This window comes from Peribacillus sp. NPDC101481 (genome assembly GCF_044767165.1).
Taxonomy (GTDB): Bacteria; Bacillota; Bacilli; order Bacillales; family DSM-1321; genus Peribacillus.
Genome location: NZ_JBIWNJ010000002.1, coordinates 56,040 through 73,762, shown reverse-complemented (window position 1 = coordinate 73,762; position 17,723 = coordinate 56,040). Strand labels below are relative to the sequence as shown.

At 34.9% G+C, this 17,723-nt stretch carries 21 protein-coding genes and 1 pseudogene; 7 read left to right on the top strand and 15 right to left on the bottom strand.

What is annotated here, in order from left to right:
* The first annotated feature begins 51 nt into the window (after window positions 1–51).
* The 3 genes from ACIROD_RS10275 (at window position 52) to ACIROD_RS10265 (ending at window position 1,720) form a co-directional block, all read left to right on the top strand.
* Window positions 52–471, top strand: a complete 420-nt coding sequence (locus tag ACIROD_RS10275) for a tyrosine-type recombinase/integrase (protein ID WP_402940392.1) — start codon at window positions 52–54, stop codon at window positions 469–471.
* A gap of 53 nt (window positions 472–524) precedes the next feature.
* Window positions 525–704, top strand: coding sequence for a site-specific integrase (locus tag ACIROD_RS10270; RefSeq protein WP_402940389.1), 180 nt, complete (start codon window positions 525–527; stop codon window positions 702–704).
* 584 nt (window positions 705–1,288) lie between these two features.
* A complete protein-coding gene (locus ACIROD_RS10265) occupies window positions 1,289–1,720 on the top strand; it encodes an ASCH domain-containing protein (RefSeq protein WP_402940386.1) in 432 nt (143 codons plus the stop codon).
* An 805-nt stretch (window positions 1,721–2,525) separates the two neighbouring features.
* On the opposite strand, the gene ACIROD_RS10260 is transcribed toward ACIROD_RS10265, so the two are convergent.
* Together ACIROD_RS10260 and ACIROD_RS10255 are read right to left on the bottom strand one after the other, a co-directional pair.
* Entirely contained in the window at window positions 2,526–3,437 is a 912-nt protein-coding gene (locus tag ACIROD_RS10260; RefSeq protein ID WP_402940384.1) for a VanW family protein, read from the bottom strand.
* A gap of 53 nt (window positions 3,438–3,490) precedes the next feature.
* Window positions 3,491–4,345: a hypothetical protein gene (locus ACIROD_RS10255; RefSeq protein ID WP_402940381.1), complete on the bottom strand. Its 855-nt coding sequence runs from the start codon at window positions 4,343–4,345 to the stop codon at window positions 3,491–3,493.
* A 253-nt stretch (window positions 4,346–4,598) separates the two neighbouring features.
* Between ACIROD_RS10255 and ACIROD_RS10250 the strand changes: the two genes are divergently transcribed.
* Window positions 4,599–5,315, top strand: a complete 717-nt coding sequence (locus ACIROD_RS10250) for a vanadium-dependent haloperoxidase (protein ID WP_402940378.1) — start codon at window positions 4,599–4,601, stop codon at window positions 5,313–5,315.
* A 157-nt stretch (window positions 5,316–5,472) separates the two neighbouring features.
* On the opposite strand, the gene ACIROD_RS10245 is transcribed toward ACIROD_RS10250, so the two are convergent.
* The 6 genes and pseudogenes from ACIROD_RS10245 to ACIROD_RS10220 form a co-directional block, all read right to left on the bottom strand.
* On the bottom strand, window positions 5,473–5,961 hold the full coding sequence (locus tag ACIROD_RS10245) for a GNAT family N-acetyltransferase (RefSeq protein WP_402940375.1): 489 nt from the start codon (window positions 5,959–5,961) through the stop codon (window positions 5,473–5,475).
* Between the two features lie 140 nt (window positions 5,962–6,101).
* Entirely contained in the window at window positions 6,102–6,467 is a 366-nt protein-coding gene (locus tag ACIROD_RS10240) for a hypothetical protein (RefSeq protein ID WP_402940372.1), read from the bottom strand.
* 1,050 nt (window positions 6,468–7,517) lie between these two features.
* Window positions 7,518–7,649, bottom strand: a complete 132-nt coding sequence (locus ACIROD_RS10235) for a DUF6254 family protein (protein WP_350301337.1) — start codon at window positions 7,647–7,649, stop codon at window positions 7,518–7,520.
* A 68-nt stretch (window positions 7,650–7,717) separates the two neighbouring features.
* A complete protein-coding gene (locus tag ACIROD_RS10230) occupies window positions 7,718–7,900 on the bottom strand; it encodes a hypothetical protein (protein WP_034310968.1) in 183 nt (60 codons plus the stop codon).
* 290 nt (window positions 7,901–8,190) lie between these two features.
* Window positions 8,191–8,703 carry a spermidine/spermine N(1)-acetyltransferase gene (gene paiA / locus ACIROD_RS10225; RefSeq protein WP_101225793.1) on the bottom strand — a complete coding sequence of 171 codons (513 nt, stop codon included), beginning with the start codon at window positions 8,701–8,703 and terminating at the stop codon, window positions 8,191–8,193.
* Window positions 8,704–9,167, bottom strand: a pseudogene (locus tag ACIROD_RS10220) (MarR family winged helix-turn-helix transcriptional regulator).
* 115 nt (window positions 9,168–9,282) lie between these two features.
* Between ACIROD_RS10220 and ACIROD_RS10215 the strand changes: the two are divergent.
* On the top strand, window positions 9,283–9,927 hold the full coding sequence (locus ACIROD_RS10215) for a YczE/YyaS/YitT family protein (protein WP_402940367.1): 645 nt from the start codon (window positions 9,283–9,285) through the stop codon (window positions 9,925–9,927).
* Between the two features lie 431 nt (window positions 9,928–10,358).
* On the opposite strand, the gene ACIROD_RS10210 is transcribed toward ACIROD_RS10215, so the two are convergent.
* From ACIROD_RS10210 to ACIROD_RS10200, 3 genes are all read right to left on the bottom strand, one after another.
* Window positions 10,359–10,739 carry a hypothetical protein gene (locus tag ACIROD_RS10210; RefSeq protein WP_402940364.1) on the bottom strand — a complete coding sequence of 127 codons (381 nt, stop codon included), beginning with the start codon at window positions 10,737–10,739 and terminating at the stop codon, window positions 10,359–10,361.
* Window positions 10,729–11,223 (bottom strand): helix-turn-helix transcriptional regulator, encoded by a 495-nt coding sequence (locus tag ACIROD_RS10205; RefSeq protein WP_402940361.1) that lies wholly within the window; start codon window positions 11,221–11,223, stop codon window positions 10,729–10,731. The genes ACIROD_RS10210 and ACIROD_RS10205 overlap by 11 nt, the downstream gene beginning before the upstream one ends.
* Before the next feature lie 274 nt (window positions 11,224–11,497).
* The gene (locus ACIROD_RS10200) at window positions 11,498–11,881 is read right to left on the bottom strand and encodes a nuclear transport factor 2 family protein (RefSeq protein WP_402940358.1); all 384 of its coding nucleotides are present in this window, start codon (window positions 11,879–11,881) and stop codon (window positions 11,498–11,500) included.
* A 271-nt stretch (window positions 11,882–12,152) separates the two neighbouring features.
* Here ACIROD_RS10200 and ACIROD_RS10195 point away from each other — a divergent pair, with 271 nt between their 5' ends.
* Window positions 12,153–12,311 carry a hypothetical protein gene (locus ACIROD_RS10195; protein WP_202190661.1) on the top strand — a complete coding sequence of 53 codons (159 nt, stop codon included), beginning with the start codon at window positions 12,153–12,155 and terminating at the stop codon, window positions 12,309–12,311.
* Window positions 12,312–12,648: 337 nt separating this feature from the next.
* Here the strand turns inward: ACIROD_RS10195 and ACIROD_RS10190 are convergent, their stop codons facing one another.
* Both ACIROD_RS10190 and ACIROD_RS10185 read right to left on the bottom strand, forming a co-directional pair.
* Window positions 12,649–13,509, bottom strand: coding sequence for a transporter substrate-binding domain-containing protein (locus ACIROD_RS10190; protein WP_402940355.1), 861 nt, complete (start codon window positions 13,507–13,509; stop codon window positions 12,649–12,651).
* A gap of 698 nt (window positions 13,510–14,207) precedes the next feature.
* Complete coding sequence (locus tag ACIROD_RS10185) at window positions 14,208–14,594, bottom strand: DUF1259 domain-containing protein (RefSeq protein WP_101225786.1); 387 nt, start codon at window positions 14,592–14,594, stop codon at window positions 14,208–14,210.
* A gap of 301 nt (window positions 14,595–14,895) precedes the next feature.
* Here ACIROD_RS10185 and ACIROD_RS10180 point away from each other — a divergent pair, with 301 nt between their 5' ends.
* The gene (locus ACIROD_RS10180) at window positions 14,896–15,126 is read left to right on the top strand and encodes a hypothetical protein (protein WP_402940351.1); all 231 of its coding nucleotides are present in this window, start codon (window positions 14,896–14,898) and stop codon (window positions 15,124–15,126) included.
* A gap of 224 nt (window positions 15,127–15,350) precedes the next feature.
* Here ACIROD_RS10180 and ACIROD_RS10175 read toward each other — a convergent pair whose 3' ends face one another.
* Together ACIROD_RS10175 and ACIROD_RS10170 are read right to left on the bottom strand one after the other, a co-directional pair.
* Window positions 15,351–15,791: a cell wall hydrolase gene (locus ACIROD_RS10175; RefSeq protein WP_402940348.1), complete on the bottom strand. Its 441-nt coding sequence runs from the start codon at window positions 15,789–15,791 to the stop codon at window positions 15,351–15,353.
* A gap of 543 nt (window positions 15,792–16,334) precedes the next feature.
* Window positions 16,335–17,636, bottom strand: coding sequence for a CitMHS family transporter (locus ACIROD_RS10170; RefSeq protein ID WP_402940345.1), 1,302 nt, complete (start codon window positions 17,634–17,636; stop codon window positions 16,335–16,337).
* Window positions 17,637–17,723 lie beyond the last annotated feature (87 nt).

Here is a 17,723-nt window from a genome sequence, read left to right as displayed (position 1 = left end):
ACAAAATTACCTGCCTCATTCGAACCATTGAATCGAAGCGACATTCGTTATATGAAAAGCAAGAATTGTAAGACCGTAACTATTAACACGCGTTTAAGGGAGATAAGAGCTTTCTTTAATTTCCTCGTTAGAGAACGGCTAATAACGAAGAAACAAAATCCAATGAGTGAAATAAAGCTGTTAAAAGATAGGAAGTGCGCTGTTCCAACATATACAAATGATGAACTTGACCTTCTCTTTAAACAACCTAATCACAGAAAATTTACAGGCATCAGAGACTTAACAATTATGATGCTGCTTGAAACAGGTATAAGGGCATCTGAATGTATAGGAATCAATATAAAAGACATTGATTACTCGCGCTCAAGAATACTGATTCAAAACACAAAGGGATACAAACAACGCTTCGTACCGATTCAAGACAGGATGAAAGAACAACTCCAACGATACCTCTCGATTAGAGAGTATTAGAACATGATTTTCTATTTGTAAATATCGACAATGATCCATTAACTAAAAGACAGATGCAATCGCAAATATCCAGATACGGTAAAGCGATAAATATCCAAGCTACTTGTCATAAATTCAGACATACTTTTGCTCGATTATCTGTAGAAGCATCTGCTGGTATCTTTGAACTTCAAGCAATTTTAGGACATACATCAATGGAAATGGTAAAGCACTATGTAAATTTGTTTTCTTAAGACGTTATCAGAAAGCACAAAGAGTTTTCACCGATTGAAAATATAAATAAAAAAAGGGTACGAAATTAAGTCGAATGAAAAAAAAAAGACAAGGTACTCGCAATACCCTGCCTCCAAACATTTTAAATCAATAATCCTATAAAACTAAATATGGAATTTCCTTACCCCTATAGTATGGAAAAAAATTCGATGTTGCAAGGTGTCTTTAGTATTGCCTTTTTTAGGGTATTCCCTTGTGAGCTGCCGTTAAGCACAAGTTAATAGACAAAACAAAGGAAAAAATAGCTGATTTTAAGCAGGAGAAAACTGTTCTACAATTCGATTTTTCTAGCTTTATCGACAGTGAAAAGTTAGAACCGTTTACTGTAGAACTGCCAAAATAATGCACTAGCATCTATTATGTCCACATGCACTTAGTGTTGCAACAAAATATAGTTAGGACCACGAGGACAGCGTACATTTTGGTTAGCTGTCTTTTTTATGGCAAAAGAGAACATTAAATCTAGATACAGTCTATATTATCCTTATTCAAGGGAACTATATAACCAATTAACTTAATGATGTCAGGAGCAGGGGGATTAATAATGAAAGTACTGTCGATGATCCAGCCTTGGGCAAGCTTATTTGTCCTTAGGGAAGCCGAATATGAAACAAGGACTTGGAGAACGCATTATCGGGGTCCTCTTGCTATTCATACGAGCAAAAAAGTAGATAAGCCCGCCTGTAGACTGGATGGAGTTGCCGAGCTGCTGGCTAAGCATGGGTATACAGAAGATAATCTGCCGACCGGAATGATAATTGGAGTCTGCAAGCTGAAAAACTGTTTGAAAATAGAAGAAAACAATGGAAACTGGGCGGTCTTAGAAGATAGTCGGGTTATTTCAGGGAACGACTTGTTTTTAGGGGATTACAGAATTGGCGGCTATGCCTGGGAAATTGAGGACATGCGGATGCTCGATGAATATATTCCTGCAAAAGGGCAGCTTGGGCTGTGGGAGTTTAGCGGAAAGATATAAGTATCAAACCATAGTGGCACTGAATCTGGAAATTCTATGCTTGTGGTTCTCTTTGGGGTTGCCATTTGATTAGGAATTTACTGTTTTTTTGGTGGTTTTTCATAGTTCTGAGACTAATTTTTGCTTGTTTCCCCATTGCGCGGTTCAAAAAGAGGGAGAAATATGATGGTTTTTAAGGGATATCGGTTTCCGCAAATGGGGAATTTAACATTTTTTTGCCCGACTCAAAATCGTGTTCCTCTAGAGTGCCGGTTCGACCCCGGCCACCGGTATCACCAATAGCGAAGAATCGCTATTACATCAAGCTCGCACCCGTTAGTTCATTAAGAAAGCCTGTATGGAAGCAAAGAAAACAAATAAAGAGATAGCAATATTAATATACCCCCAAAATCCTTTTCTACATGGCTAATATGTGCTCTCCTTTATTTATTAAGTTTTTTTTATAATTTAGGTCTTGATACGGTTATTAATTTTCAATATACCAATGCATTAATAACCGGATTAAGAATAGACAAAATTGGTTTGCTTCTAGGAATTGAAGAAAATAACCGGATAAAGCCAGCCGGCATAATGGAGTTTGTCACTCCTGCAGACAGGAAACAATTCTATAGCTAGTATCAGGATATAATTGTTGGTGAAATTCATTTATAGCTCCGAAGATTAGCTGCAAGGGGAAGGCTCAGAAATTATACAACGGAAAGGCTATTGCGTATCCCGTCCATATTGTTGGATTGAAAATGAAATTTTTCAGAAATATTTTAGTAGATGATTTTATAAAAAAGTAACCGTTCGTAAAAGTGTACTTTTAGGAACGGTAAATCTGTTCTTTTGATTTCTGATTTGAAGCAGCGGGAACTTTTCGTGTCTTATAATTTATCATATCTGAAGAGTAAACCATGATACTTACCATTCCTCCTTGGGTTGTAGCTCGGATTAGAATAGGTTGATTGTATGTGTTTTTAAAACTAAAATCAGGACCATACCAGCTTACTGTAGCATCGCGGCCAGATGGAACATACGGAACGCTCCTAGTATGGGAATAGCGTTGAATAGTTTTCAATCCTGCATTGTCGATAGCATTAAACAGGGTGGATGACACCTGACATATCCCTCCACCAATCCCTTCAGAAAACTCTCCTTTAACGATAACTCGAGCGAGCATATATCCTTTATTTACTGATCTCTTGCCAACGGCTTGATTAAAAGAAAATACCTCTCCAGGAAACACGACATAATTATTAATGGCTTCTGTAGCAAGCGAGATATTATTTGTACGATTTTTGTTGTTCACATTAAAATAAGTTCTATATTCACCTATCTTTTTTTCACGAATCTCTGCAAGTAATTCGCTGTCAACTTTTGGATGAATAGCAAGCAAAGGTACTTCTAGTTTATATGCTTTACTACTGTACAAAAAGGAATAAAATTGCTCTTTAAATGCTTGATGGTATAGCTTATAACCTACCCGCCCAGGAAGAATATTACCTTGTTTGTCTATTGTGGCATCTACAGGTTTTTGGTACACTTGTCGATCTATTTTTTCGACAAATTGATTGTATTTATCCACGTCCATGATAGGAACATTCAGTAAGGGCAATGTAATATCAGCATGGTTGACACTGGCAATCGTTTGTCCTTGGTGGGTTACCGATAAGCTTTCAGAAATATTCACAGGTTGAACGAATAGTAAAAGTCCGGCAATCCATGTTAATCGCATAGAATGCACCCCCACAATGGATTGGAATTTATTTTTCCGTATCTTCACAAATCTTATTTTAAGGCTTCATAGATCGCCTCTTGATCAATGAACCAACGATCAGTCAAACTCTCCCTCCGGATCATAAAATGGATGATTTTGCTTTCACTCCCTTTTCTCTCTTTATAAACCTTCACTTGAACCGGTACATCCACGAATATTAACCCGTTTGCGTCTTCAAGTGGTTGTCTTGAAAAATCTCTAACCCCAAAGTATGTAATATTTTCAGCAAGTTTAATGAAACGATTGGAATGATCCGAATTTGATAAGGTCATTGATAATAATTTTCGATCTCCTTGATTTATGGCAATGGTAAAAATATGGATAAGTTCGTAGGGACTTATCGTGCCTAAATATTCATCAAGCTTACCGGCCGCTTTCAGTATCATCAATTTATGCGCGGAATCTTCGTTTTTTAAACGATGCGTTAAACTTCCATAGAAATGAATACAGAAGTGGCCTGGAAAACCATTTTGAAGAGAACCGGCACCATGTGGCATTCCATTCATAGAGGCAGCGATCATTTGATTATTAATTAATACAATAATCGCTCTTCTTTTCCAGCTCCATTGATTATGATAAATTTTCTTCATAATCTGAGTATCATCCTTGGTTATTGGCTGAGCATCGACATGATGACTACCTGCTCTTCGTTGAACCTTAAATGATAATCCCGTTTCAATGTCTATAATGGTGAAAGTCGTTTTATTAGGAATAGTGTTGTTTACTATCTCCCAAGGTAATATCTCAGTTTTAAAGTTTATAGGTACTTCTTTATCTTCCCATTCATTCGCATAGACCGAGTGACTCAACATTAAGACAGATATAAAAATAGCGATAAATCCTTTATAACTTTTTTTGCTGTTCATATTATTTCTCCTGCTTTTTTTTTATTATTTCAGGATATGATCATTAAAATACCTTAGAATATTTGGAAGTTTTTCAAATAAAACTTTGAAATGTTAATTTATGTTGTAAAGCTGGGAGAATCAGCTATAAAGGCATAAATTGGCTCAACCCCCTGATCTTTCTCTCTGATAAGGGATCAAAAAGTTATATGGTCATATTTCATTACTCTTAATCATAAGGAACAAGGAGAACATTTATTAGGGGGTGGTCTTTATGAGAACAAGTTATAGAAGATGGACAGAATTTCCTTACCCAGGGGAAAGTAACCCCCCTAAAGGTTCTCCAGAAGCAGGAAATTGGCCAATGTTTTTTATTTCAAGGGGAAGAGACAATGAGTTCCTGGACCCCTTTCATCAACGAATCATTTGGCGAATTAAAAATCCTCTAGATATTGATTGGGTAACAGAGTTATTCATTGTAGAAGATACATTAAAGTCATTGACTTCCCAGCAAATAAGCATCGCACAATATTGGGGAACAGGTGAATTAACGGCGAAAATTACCACTCTAATTTTCAATTTAGCTGAAAAGTATATGCTGGGATCACCGAGTGTTGCAAGGGTTCAGAGTTATTTCCACGCGGCTATGAATGATACCTTTGTTATCACGTGGTTTCTTAAATATCATTGGGATGTTGCACGTCCAAATCAATATGGCAGAAATCTGTCTACTGTGTTGTTTACCCCTCGTTTTCCCGCTTACCCTTCTGCACACGCAACTGTGGCAGGATGTGCAGAAACAGTATTAAGTTATTTCATCCCTCAAGAGTCTTCAGAAATAAAAAAAATAATGGAAGAAAGTGCTCAATCTCGTTTGTACGCTGGCGTACATTTTAACGTGGATAACAATGAAGGCTTAAGGTTAGGCAGACAAATTGGAGAGGTAGTTGTAAGTTACTTAAGGGCACAAAATTTAAATACGCTTCAATAATATTTTGGGTTCAGGTTGTGCTAACCTGAACCTTTTTTATAATCAATTGAATATATTAAGATCTTAAGATCGCTTTTTAATCTTAGTTCCCCAAAGAAAAGGCTTCTTTAAAGACAGCTCCGATTTTCAGCTAATGCACCCGTTGTTTAATATCTGTTTAAATTTGAAAGGATTGAACCAAACATTCTTCATTATCGACAATTTGCTTTTTTTCTTCAAAATCTATATTTAGCTCACTAAAAATCTTTCTCCAAAATATAACAGCAGGGATATTCTTGGCTAATTGAACAACAAAGTAACTACCTTTTTTTTGTTTAAACAATTCCTTTAATAATGAAATTGCAGCACCTTTTCTTCTATATTTTTTCAAAATAAAAATATCATTAATGCTGTAATCATAGTCCTTATTTAAAAACGGCCTTTCTAACAGTAATAAAAAACCGACAATTTTCATATCTTTTTTCAAAAAATATGGTGTTAATCCTTCCCTCTTCCAAATTAATTCAAATGAATCAAATTCAAATGAACCATCTGTTGATATGTCTAAACCGTCGGTAAACTCCGAAAGGTCATGTAAATAAAGGGAATATAAATTCTGAAGAATATGCTTTTCATCTTTGGAAATGGGGTTGATTGAAACAGCCATTGTTCTACCTCTTTTACATTTACTTAATCTCTTACTTAATTAATTTCGATATAAAGTTTCATTTGTCCTTCATGAACTAACCTCCCGCGATAGTTGCATATAAAAAAGCTGCCTTAAGACAGCTCCGATATTCATCTAACTCACCTGTTAGTGGAATGAGGATTAATGATTTTTATTGGCATACTTCTTGCCATTGTCAAAGGTGAAAATTTAATTCTATATTTCCCTTCAAGTTCTTTCTTAACTTTCTCTGTTAAATTTAATCCTTGTTTATTGTGTTCTTCTTCAAGTTCAATCCCATTATGAAGCAATTTATCTTCATCCCAATCAATCCATTCACCATACATATTTACCCATTCAATCAATTCTCTACTTAACTTATTTGAAATCGGAATATCCTCTATTTCCAAGTTACAACCACATTGATTGCACCATATACGGTCCGCCCCAACATCACCTTCAACTTTTAACTCACTTGTTTCTTTTTGTTCACAATGACATTCCATATTATTTTCTGACTCCTCTACTACACGCTTTTTTATTATATATTACATTACTTTTGTTAAAGTAATCTGCCCCGTAAGCTCAATAAGAAAAGCGATTCTTCTTTAAGAATCGCGCAGTTTGTAGACAAAAGGGTTCTTTCTAAAAGTTAAAACAAAGTTGATTGGAGCGGGTGCCCTACGTACCAATCAACTATCAAATTGTACAAGCCCCTGTATAAAAAAAACATCCGAACTTACGAGTTGGATGAAAGAGTAAATGGGATTAAGATTGAATATGCAGAAAAATAATCACTATTCATAAAAGGTTTCGATGCCTCATTTTGCTATAATATTTCGTGCTAATAATACACCAGAAAACAGTGAGAAAGTATATGTTTTTCCCTCAAAACTCCCATTGAGGGAACCTCATGCCTTTTCCCTTATCCCTTTTCGATCATGTAAAATTTCTTGAATGATTTCAATATGAACAAAAGACCATGATCTTTCATGAAAGTGAAGAAACACACTTATGGAAAGAATCGAAATATATATTATACTAAAGACGACCCAAAGCAAACTCCCATCTTTAAAAAGGAAATCTTGCAATTGATTTGAAAACAGAAGAAAAAGCCAAGGCCCAGAGGATATTATAATAGGAATGATCCCCGATCCGTTTTTCTCTTTTATCATACAATAATAAATTTTTTTTAACGTATCACTATCAATCGAACTATAAAAATTTTGAATTTCTTCCACTTCAATCAGTTTCTTCATCCCTTTGAAAGATCGGTCTTTGTATGAGGCTTTTTTTAATTGAAGATAAATTTTATGAGCATCTCCCCGTAACGAAAACATATATCTAATCTTTCCCCCCTTCCAAAAAACTCCTTACTAAAAGGTTTTGTAATAATCCGCATTTTTATGTAGTCTTTGTCTTTTACAGTATCTACTTAAGGGGATGACATACGAATCATTCTATTACCTAAAAAAAAGCCAGCTCGTATATATAAACCTAAAAAGACCATAATCATCGATGATTATGGCCTTTTAGGTAACGAAAAGAGAACCGTTTTACTTAGTTTCAGATTCATTTTTGCCCGTATCTTCAGCTAATTGTTCAAAGGAATTGACCTTACCATGTGGATTCTGAGATTGTTTACGATCTTTCCATTGGCGTTCTTGCTGTCGCTTGGATTGAGTCATCTAAATAAGCTCCTTTACATAAAGTTAAGTAAAAAGTTTGAAGCACGATAAGCGTACTCGAGCAGGCATCAATGCATGCCTTTCCACTCACCTTGATTTTTAGATGCTTTTTCTTTTTTTGCTTTATTTTTATGTGCCTGATTAGCATTTGCACTGCCGAATTCCTTAGAGAATTCAGAATCAGTTTTGCTTGAATCAAACCCTTGTTTGTTTTTTTGATCTGCATCATTTTTCTTTGTTCGTTTTGCCATGTATACCCCTCCTTCTTAACTTTAGTATGAGATCAGAATGAAGAAATATACTCCGAATAAAACCGGCAGTAGCATGAATCCGTCATGTAATTCGGGTAAATAATAAAGTGAATAATGAGTTCCAATTTGTTTTTAACCGTTCGTGCAGTACCATCCAAAATTATTGAACCTGAGGGTTAAATAAAAGTGGGCTATATGTGATTTTTTAAATCTCTTTTCCATCAGATCTGCCATTTGTTTGAATTTGGATTTCCTTCATTATTTATCAATGATGTACCTTTCAAGATAAATTATATGAGTGTTTTGGTCATTATAAAGTCCGTTTGTTCTTCATCACCCATATAAAAAGAATGGGCCCCAGTTTGTACAAACCCAATTTTCTGATAAAAGCCAATAGCATTTTCATTTTTTTCCCATACGCCCAGCCAGATTTTCTTTTTATTACGTTCCATTGCGATTTCCATAGCTTTATTTAACAGATATTTACCAAGCCCAAGTTTTTGAAATTTGTTCTTTATATAAATCCGCTCGATTTCAAGTGATTCATCACCCATTCCTTCAGTCTGAGCATCATTGGTATTGACCTTTAAATATCCAGCGACTTCATTATCAAAATAAACAAAAAAGAATTGTGAAGAAATATTGGATAATTCTTTTTCTAATTGTTTTAAGTTAAATGCCCTTTCCAAATAGGCATTCATATTCTCGGGAGAATTCTGATGCTTAAATGTCTCATTAAATGTTTCATAACTAATTTCTTGAAGTTTGCGTGTATCTTCAAGGGTACACTTTTTTATAGTCATTTAAATATATCGCTCCTTTATATAATCAATAATTTCTCTTGTTCCCTTTTTTACAAATTCCCAGTCTTTTTCTATATTTTTTCTAAGATTGAAAATGGTTTCTACTTCTCTTTTGGAAAATCCCACTAATGCAACGATATTGGAATAATCATTTTCGCTTTTTATGAAAGGATAAACTTTATTTCCTTTCTCTGTTGGAAAGAGTTTTTTATTTTTTTATTATGTTTATCTTCTTTCTTTACAATAAAGCCATTGATTTCAAGTTTTTTTATAGCACGAGCTGCTGTTGTTCGATCTACTTTTATCATCTCAGCTAACTTTTCTTGAATGACGCCTGGGTTTTCACATATTCGAACAAGGTACAAATACTGCCCTTTTGTAAGGTCATATTCTTTAAATTCAATATTACTTATGGAATCTAATGCTCTTGCTATCATTCCAATTCCACGAAGAATTTCCTTCATAATTAACCCCTTAGTGTGTATTTTTGTTGCAAATGCAATAAAAATACCATATATTTAATTTAACTCAGCTTTGTTGCGTTTGCAACAAAAAAATATGATGGAGGGGCCTAGTAAAGTGAAATATGTTTTTTATGTATTGGGAATTATAATATTAACCCTTGGTATTTCTTTCACTATACAATCAGACCTTGGAACTTCACCTTTTGATGCACTTTTGGTGGGACTGTCCATAAATGTGGGGCTTACTGTGGGAAGTTGGGAAATAATAATAGCTTTAATATTGATATGCAGTAATTCATTTTTAAAAAGACAAAGACCTGAAGTATTGGGATTGTTAACAGCATTTATAACTGGTATCGGTATTGATATGTGGCTTTTTTTATTCCACAATTTGATAACACCTGAACTTTGGTACAGCAAAGTTGTTTGTTTTGGAATTGGCTTAGTTGTTATAGGATTAGGAACTGCAACATATTTACACACAAATTTTGCACCGATCCCAGTTGACCGATTAACATTAATCATACAAGAATTAACTAGAACAAATATATTCCTTTCGAGAACATTCATTTACCTCCTATTCTTGATATTGGCAATGATTTCAAATGGACCAATTGGCGTTGGAACTTTATTAACCGTTTGTTTAGGGGGGCTAATACTTAATTTCTTTATGCCATTTACTGAAAAAGTATTAGACCGCATATTAACACACTCCAGTACATCACCAAATTATGATAAAGATAAAAACCATTCATTATAGAATGGTTTCAGACTGTAGACAAATTCGAAGAAAAGCGAGATTGACTGAAGTTTTTTATTTAAAAAACGTTCCAGTTGATTTCAGAAATCGCTCCCTTTCCGCCGACTGCCTGCCAAGCCTCCTCGCCGCGAGCGCTACGGTGTCTCGGCTAGCCAGTAATTCGGCAGAGTGTCGCAAATTTCTTCAATCCAATAAGGATTATAATAAAAAAAACATTAAGTATAATCAAGTCTTGTTTGTTTTAAAATTTAGGTAGAACCCCTTTTTGTTTCTTGAACTAACCTGCCCCTATTAAGAAAAACGGTTAAACTTTTTTTAAATCGGTACGACTTTATTGTAAATTAAACAACTATAAGAATAAAATAAGCCTACGCCCCTTGCTATTAAAGGATGTAGGCTTTCTTTTATTTCAGTTATTTTTTGGCTTTTCTCTATTTTTTAAATGGAATACGGGGTTCTTCTTCTTTATATCGAGAATAAGTCGTTCCTGCGCTTTCCATTTCTGAGCATTGTTCATTACTGCAAGCAAACAGATAGGTTTGTATGTCAGTACGGACACTTACTCCAAAATAGTAGGGGAATATTCCACCTTTACTTTTATCCATGTTTGCATCAATAGCAATGATATTCTCTTTTTCTGCTATCTTTTTATACTCTTCACTCTCAACCGTTTTTTGAACCATTTCACTTAAAATAACCTTTTCTTCAGAGGAAGGTTCATACCTTTGTTCAGTCAGAAACCATTTTCCGAATATATAAAAATTCACTCCTAAACTTATTATCAATAGAACAAGCAAAATCTTATTCTTCATATATCCCTATACCTTTGTCTATCTCGATATTCCCCATATCCTGTAATTCATTTAAACGACTTAAACTCTCTTCTTTATCAAAAGAACTATGCCAACGATAATCATATTGATCCAATATACGGTAATGGTTACTAATCAAATTTTGTTGCAAACGAAAATCCCCTCTAGACTCGATTTCTTTCCACCATATCTTACCACCCATTGTTTTTTCTTTAGGCGTACCACCATTTTTGCTAGCAATTAACTGAACAAAATCAACTGGATTGTCACCAATTGATGATATCAATAATTGGCTATGATTAAACAAAGCACAAAAGGCAACAACGGTGGTCCAATTGGCTTCTATTCTTCTTTTTTCAATTTGAACTAGTGTTTTTTTTGAAATCCCTAGAATTTCAGACATCTTATCCTGAGAAAAACTTTGTTCTGTGCGAACAAGTTTCATTTTTTCTGATATTAAATTGATGAAGTCTTCTTTTTCCATATATACTAAATTCTCCTTTTTAGTGTAATTTTACACCAAAAGTATTGTTTTTCAACAAAAAAATACCTATTTGAATAACTTAAATTGTTTGAAGTCACTGCCCCTTTAGCTGCAGCTGCTGATCAGCTCCTGATAATGAAGTAAAGCACCTTTTAATTCATTAAGCACTTCTTATTAAAGAACCGTTCCTTTTGGTTGAATACCGACAGCATTATTAAAGGCCATTGAAGCCTGTTCACGTGTTTATTGCAATAAAGAAATCCGTTAGATGCACTCAACTATAATCTTCAATTAATGATATTTTCCCTTCATAAAGTCCAAATATTGACTTTCCTTTTAATTGAATCTTATCTCCACTCTTTAATCCGTTAGGCAAATTAACAGCAAGTGTTGCTTCATATTCAATTTGCACTTCTGCTTTATCATCTATAGCACTATAGTCAATAACCGTCTGACGGCGACTAGAGAAGATCTTTGACGACTTTTCCGCCAGTTCTCTGAACTCTTGTATTCCTCTGGTCTCTGTGTTCATTTCGCCATTCGTGAAATTCCTAAATATTATCTCTTTATGAAGGAGTTTAACCATACCTTCAATATCAAACGAATTGTAGGTCATAATATAATTTCCAATGATTTCTTTGCTCTTTTCACTAATCATGATATATCCCTCTCATCAATATAATTTTTTTCAATATATATTCTTTACGACACATATATTCCCTTCAATTCCACAAAATAATACGATGAAGTATGTAGAGCATCACTTGAGTTTCCGAGAGATGTTACTCGTTTTCAGGGCTATTTTGCAAAAGTAATTTGCTTCAGTTTCTTCAACAATCGGGCCCAATTGTTAAACAAATTTCAAATAGTACTCTTGAACTTTTTTGTAAATAATAAGATTGTCAAACAATAAATTGAGGAGGACTTGTATGCAACAAAATCAACCAGCTAAAGGAAACTTGGGTTCAATTATGAAACCGGAATTTGCCGGATCTGATGCACAAAAAGTAAAACAACAAATTCAAAAAGATGTAAGCGAAGGACAAGGTGCAATGACTTCCCGAGAGGCAGGAGCAATGCGCGATTAAAAAACACTCTGAGTGGATTTTTATTTTTCTGCTTGAAAATTAATGAGTTAGCCTGCCCCTTTAGTAAATTAAGGATGTTTTTTACATTTAAAAGGCCATCAAATGATGGCCTTTTTTTAAGGTACAAACACCGGTGGGAATTAAAGAATAGACTTTTGTGACATTATTTCTAATGTGCTATGGAAATTGGGGTGACCGGGCGTAATGTCCACAGAGTAATACTGAGACAAGCTTATAGTTTTATAAACCGTAAAAAACTTCTAATTCACTTCTAACCAAACTAAAGCACCTGTTAGCGAAAAAATGCTTCCCTACACGGCAGTTTTAAGGGCAGATTCTATTCCATCCACTTTTTGTAGAGAGCATCAAATTTCCCTTGGAGCTTCATTTCATCCATCCACATTTCTAAGTAGCTTGCATAAATGAAATCGCCTCTTGGGATCATATAACCTTTTTCACTGTTTGTGAAAGGCTTGTCAGTTTGAGCCGCATACAATCTTGGATCATCTTTTGCATACAGCATTGCTTCTACTGTGTCTGTGATCATAACATCATACGTACCTTCTGCAACAAGATGTGGGATATCAAGATTGTTTTCTACAACCGTTACGTTAGCATTGCTTAGATACTGACGGACAAATTCTTCGTTTGTTCCGCCAGGATTTACGCCAATGCGTACAGAAGGCTTGTTAATATCTTCAATGGTAAGATACTTGTCTTTATTTTCCTTGCGAATCAAAGGCACCTTACCGAATGAAAGGTAACCTTGGGATACATAAGCGCTTTTTTGTCTGGCTGTGTTGCGAGTCACACCGCCCACAGCAATATCAAATTTGTCCGCTTGCAAGTCTTTCATCATCGCAGGCCATGTGGTAGCGACAAATTTCACCTCCACACCAAGGTCTTTTCCAAGCTCTTTGGCAGCGTCCACGTCAAAGCCTTCATACTCATTTGTTTCCGGGTTCAAATAGGTAAAGGGTTTGTAGTCCCCGGTCATTCCTACCCTGATGTATCCACGTTTGATAATTTCATCAAGCTGGGAAGACTCCACTTTTTTCAAATGCCCTGGTGCATTTTTAGCTGCCGGTTCAGCCGAGACGTTTTGCGAGGAGATCAGGTCGTGACTGGCGTACCCAGTACCTAGCAAGGATAAGCTGATCACTCCAGCCATCAGTGTTTTTTTCCAATTGTTAAACATTTGATTTCCCTCCGTTTGTTGTATTTTTATTAATCCATCAATTAATAAAAATACAACAAAATAAGAGAATCACCTTCAAAAAACAAACATTTTCCACAATTGATAGGAAAAGGACTACACATATTAGATATCTAAAATGTGTAGTCCTCATTTAATTGTATCTAGTTATGGTCCATAAAAAATCATAAATAGCATTAGAAATATGTTTAATACTAACAATATCTTACCAAAGAGATTTTTTATAGCTAAAACAGAAAATACACAAGAAATCAAGAATGCGAAAATTGCTATTTTTGGTGTAAAGTACACAAGGTCTAAAATGCCTATCATAGGAAAATACAAAAGAAAAATGCTAATAAATAGAAATATCATTGAAAATATTAATGCTATCGTGATATAAGTAAAAGTCCTAAGTTTTTTGAGATGTTGTTTCTCATAACTATTATCAACCATTTTCCCCTCCTGATATTAAGTTAGTTTATTCCTTAAAATCAACCTTTACCGAATACTATTCTTTAGCTGAACAATAAATACCTTCTTCCACTAATCTGCCCGATGGTTGCATAAGAAAAAGCTGCCTTAAAGACAGCTCCGATCTTCAGTTAACGCACCTTTAGTTCAACAAAACTCGGTTTTTACCGTGATCAGTTTATAGCTGCTTTTATGACAGCTCCGTTTTACCATTAGTGGGAAATCCATTAGTTCCTTAACGCTTTTCTGACTTTCCTTGCAAAAACTAATGGATCATCAACAGCTTCGATATTAACGTAAACCAAATTTGGATTATCGAATAGCCACTCATTGTGTACGGATGAAACTATTATTCCTTGTTTAAGAATGGAAGCAACAAAATTCCCGACTTCTTTTTGCAAGAGTGCTACCCTGCCTAGGCACAATGCTCGTCCAGTCTGATTATCTCTGGATTCATATGAGAAAGAAGAGGTTACACTAAAACGTTCCCCTAAAATTTTTACTTTTATTTCATTTCGATTTATGGTTGCCACACATTTGCCACCCGCAAATCCTTCTTGGCCACCGATAATCCTAGCAAACTTTTGACAAATCAATTCATCATTAGATGCCAATCTATTCATCTCCTCCCTAGTATTAATAGGATATGAACTAATGAATAGATCCGAAACGGATATGCATCTATTTTGAAATATTAATGACATTTTTTATAGCTAATTAAAACTACCCTGCTTACATTAGCTCCATAAGAAAAAGGCCAATCGCCACAGCTATTAACGAACACACCCGTTAGTTCTATAAGACTTATCACAGATTTGACACAGACTGTGAATAAAAATATTTAAAGAAAACAGGAGAATCAACTGCCTTTTTTGAATATAATCTTTGAACTATAATAAGTAGGGAGACGGCGTAGTGAGCGATATAGACAAACGAAACAGATTAAGTGAAGAACCATTTACTTATCGAATAACGAAAAAAGGAACAGTAGTAATCTATTACAAAGGTAAACAAATTAAATTTTTAAAGGATAGGGAGGCTCTTCGTCTAATAGAAAGAATCAATGAAGTTGAAAATAATATAACAGAACTACAGTTATTGTTAGCTAAAATTACGGGTAACGAGAAGTTGGGTAAAAATAAATAAACTAAGCCTTCGTATTTCGAGTACACAACGCTTATGGAACTAACCTGCCCCGTTTATTGCATAGAAAAGGAGCTGCCTAAGTAAACTCCGATCTTCAGCTAACGCACCCGTTAGCTGAAGTACAATAATTCACAATCTTACTTTTTTAGATAAAAACTATTACTAAAAGTTTTATATTGTATAAATATTTTAAATATGTAAAAAAGCTTACTCAAAGAGTAAGCTTAACCTCTATAAACACTATCACATGTTCCAGGTTTTGGTTCATAAAAACAATGGTCTTTAAATTGACCAGTATGTGGCTGATCATACCATGTTGGAGGGCATGGAGCATATGGATTAAAATACCAAAGCGCATATCTAGCCGGATGCTGTCTCCAGTGCTTCAAATTCTGTTCTGCTAATCTTCTTTCAATACCTCTCGCTCTTTGATAAAATACATTCCCTTTTTGAACAGCTTCAAAAGAATAATTTCCTCCTTGTACTTGATAAATGACTTGTGGAATTGTTCTTAAACCTTTAAAGTCTAAACAATTAGCTACAAGACGATTCACAATTACATTTCCAACATATAACATTCCTAGTTGTCCTTCACCTTCGGCTTCTGCTCTCATCATCCTTGCCATTAAGTCAACGTCTGAACTTCGGTAGTTTGCTCTTGTCATTTTTTTCACCCCAAAAATATTGTATGAAAAATAGCCTACAGTCATGTCATTATTAATGTAATATAAATGCTTAGTTATAATAACTTACAGCTTTTAAGTAAAATGAAAACTATTGCATTCTTTTTTCCCCTTTAATTCAACTAACCTGCCCCGTTAGTTCCATAAGAAAAAGGCTGCCGAAACAACCCCTGTTAATGAACTTAGGCACCCGTTAGTTTAAGTACAAAATTTCAATTACTTTTTCTATATAAAAGCTATACCGTATTCACTGTTTTTTTAGTAAAGATCAGCAAAAAAAATTAATTATTCATCTGCATTACCCATTGCTATACCAAGGCCTACTAAGCATCCTGGACTTCTTTTAAAGCTTTTGTACGCTGCTTAATCCTGGTGCATTAGAAGTTAATTAAAAAGTAAAATCAACTTTAGTACTTTATAAATAAGAGTGAAATAAAATAGTTACAATAATAAGTAATTCTAGACCAATAAAAGAGAGAGCTATTTTGAATTACTAGCTCTCTGCAATTTATTATGTTTATATGATTAAATGGATAGTACTCCGAACAAAACACCAACAATTATCATAACTAATGCTGTACCTATCGCATACTTGGCTGTAAAGCGAATATGATCACCTATTTCTATACCAAGAAGCCCCATTAATATATAGATAGAACCTTGGAGTGGACTTAACAAGTGCAAGGGTTGTCCTAATAAAGAAGCTTGTCCAACTTCCATCGGATGGATACCGAAGTTGGCAGCTGTTTCTGCCATAATCGGAATAATCCCGAAATAAAAGGGAGCATTAGCCATGAAAAATGTAAATGGCATGCTTATAAGTGCAACAATGACTGTTAATTTTGGTCCGAGAGAGTCTGGAATAACTGCTATTAGGGTATCTGCCATCGCGCTAACCATGCCAGTACCATCTATAATCCCAGTAAATACACCTGCTGCAAATATCATGGAGACAACAGTTAATATATTACCTGCATGTGCGTGTAAGCGATCCTTCTGGTCCTGCAAGTTTGGATAATTTACAATCATAACGATGGCAAAGCCGAGCATGAATAACGCAGGCAACGGTAGGAAGCCCGTAAGTAAAGCTGCCAATACTAAAATCGTAAGGCCTAGGTTAAACCAAAATAATTTAGGTCGTTTTATTGATGAGTCCATTCCTACCTCAAGTGCAGCAGCAAGTTCTTCTTCATTAAAGCTAGCTTCAATATTGATAACTCCTAATCTCTTACGCTCACGTCGACCCAAGAAGTATGCCACTCCTAAAATCCATAACACACCCGCAATCATAGAAGGAATGATTGGCAAAAGCAAGTCTATTATATCCACTTTTACCGCCGCCGTAGCTTGGGCAGCTGGTCCACCCCACGGTAACAAGTTCATAACCCCCATCGCTAACGCAGGAATGCAGGCCAAAATGAGTTTATTCATACCCAGTTTATTATATAAAGGAAGAAAAGCTGTTACTACAATAAGGTAGGTAATAGTACCATCACCATCTAAAGCAACTACCAATGATAAAATCGCAGTGCCCAGCACAATTTTTAATGGGTCACCGCCTACCATTTTTAAAATTTTTGATACTAGTGGATCAAATAATCCTGTATCAATTAATACACCAAAATAAAGAATGGCAAAAATAATCATAATAGCAGTAGGAGCTATAGTCTCTAGACCTTTTAACATCATCGGTCCTAAATCCGTAAATCCTGCAATTAGCGCAAAAATTATTGGAACAACCGTAAGTGCACTGAATGCTGATAAGCGCTTACTCATGATTAAATACATAAAGACCACAATCATGGCAAATCCCAGAAATGTTAACATAGTATGCCCCCTCTTTATCTTCCCTGACTTTTTAGAATACATGTTGAATACGTTATTTCGAATCATATATGAAAATTTTCAATAATA

Bases quoted from the DNA above. Each gene is read 5' to 3' on its own strand.
- ACIROD_RS10255 (WP_402940381.1), bottom strand. From the start codon at position 4,345: ATGAACAGCAAAAAAAGTTATAAAGGATTTATCGCTATTTTTATATCT.
- ACIROD_RS10245 (WP_402940375.1), bottom strand. From the start codon at position 5,961: ATGGCTGTTTCAATCAACCCCATTTCCAAAGATGAAAAGCATATTCTT.
- ACIROD_RS10230 (WP_034310968.1), bottom strand. From the start codon at position 7,900: ATGGCAAAACGAACAAAGAAAAATGATGCAGATCAAAAAAACAAACAA.
- ACIROD_RS10170 (WP_402940345.1), bottom strand. From the start codon at position 17,636: ATGTTAACATTTCTGGGATTTGCCATGATTGTGGTCTTTATGTATTTA.
- paiA (WP_101225793.1), bottom strand. From the start codon at position 8,703: ATGACTATAAAAAAGTGTACCCTTGAAGATACACGCAAACTTCAAGAA.
- ACIROD_RS10235 (WP_350301337.1), bottom strand. From the start codon at position 7,649: ATGACTCAATCCAAGCGACAGCAAGAACGCCAATGGAAAGATCGTAAA.
- ACIROD_RS10205 (WP_402940361.1), bottom strand. From the start codon at position 11,223: ATGGAAAAAGAAGACTTCATCAATTTAATATCAGAAAAAATGAAACTT.
- ACIROD_RS10210 (WP_402940364.1), bottom strand. From the start codon at position 10,739: ATGAAGAATAAGATTTTGCTTGTTCTATTGATAATAAGTTTAGGAGTG.
- ACIROD_RS10200 (WP_402940358.1), bottom strand. From the start codon at position 11,881: ATGATTAGTGAAAAGAGCAAAGAAATCATTGGAAATTATATTATGACC.
- ACIROD_RS10270 (WP_402940389.1), top strand. From the start codon at position 525: ATGCAATCGCAAATATCCAGATACGGTAAAGCGATAAATATCCAAGCT.
- ACIROD_RS10240 (WP_402940372.1), bottom strand. From the start codon at position 6,467: ATGGAATGTCATTGTGAACAAAAAGAAACAAGTGAGTTAAAAGTTGAA.
- ACIROD_RS10190 (WP_402940355.1), bottom strand. From the start codon at position 13,509: ATGTTTAACAATTGGAAAAAAACACTGATGGCTGGAGTGATCAGCTTA.
- ACIROD_RS10275 (WP_402940392.1), top strand. From the start codon at position 52: ATGAAAAGCAAGAATTGTAAGACCGTAACTATTAACACGCGTTTAAGG.
- ACIROD_RS10195 (WP_202190661.1), top strand. From the start codon at position 12,153: ATGCAACAAAATCAACCAGCTAAAGGAAACTTGGGTTCAATTATGAAA.
- ACIROD_RS10260 (WP_402940384.1), bottom strand. From the start codon at position 3,437: ATGCGATTAACATGGATTGCCGGACTTTTACTATTCGTTCAACCTGTG.
- ACIROD_RS10265 (WP_402940386.1), top strand. From the start codon at position 1,289: ATGAAAGTACTGTCGATGATCCAGCCTTGGGCAAGCTTATTTGTCCTT.
- ACIROD_RS10175 (WP_402940348.1), bottom strand. From the start codon at position 15,791: ATGACAAGAGCAAACTACCGAAGTTCAGACGTTGACTTAATGGCAAGG.
- ACIROD_RS10250 (WP_402940378.1), top strand. From the start codon at position 4,599: ATGAGAACAAGTTATAGAAGATGGACAGAATTTCCTTACCCAGGGGAA.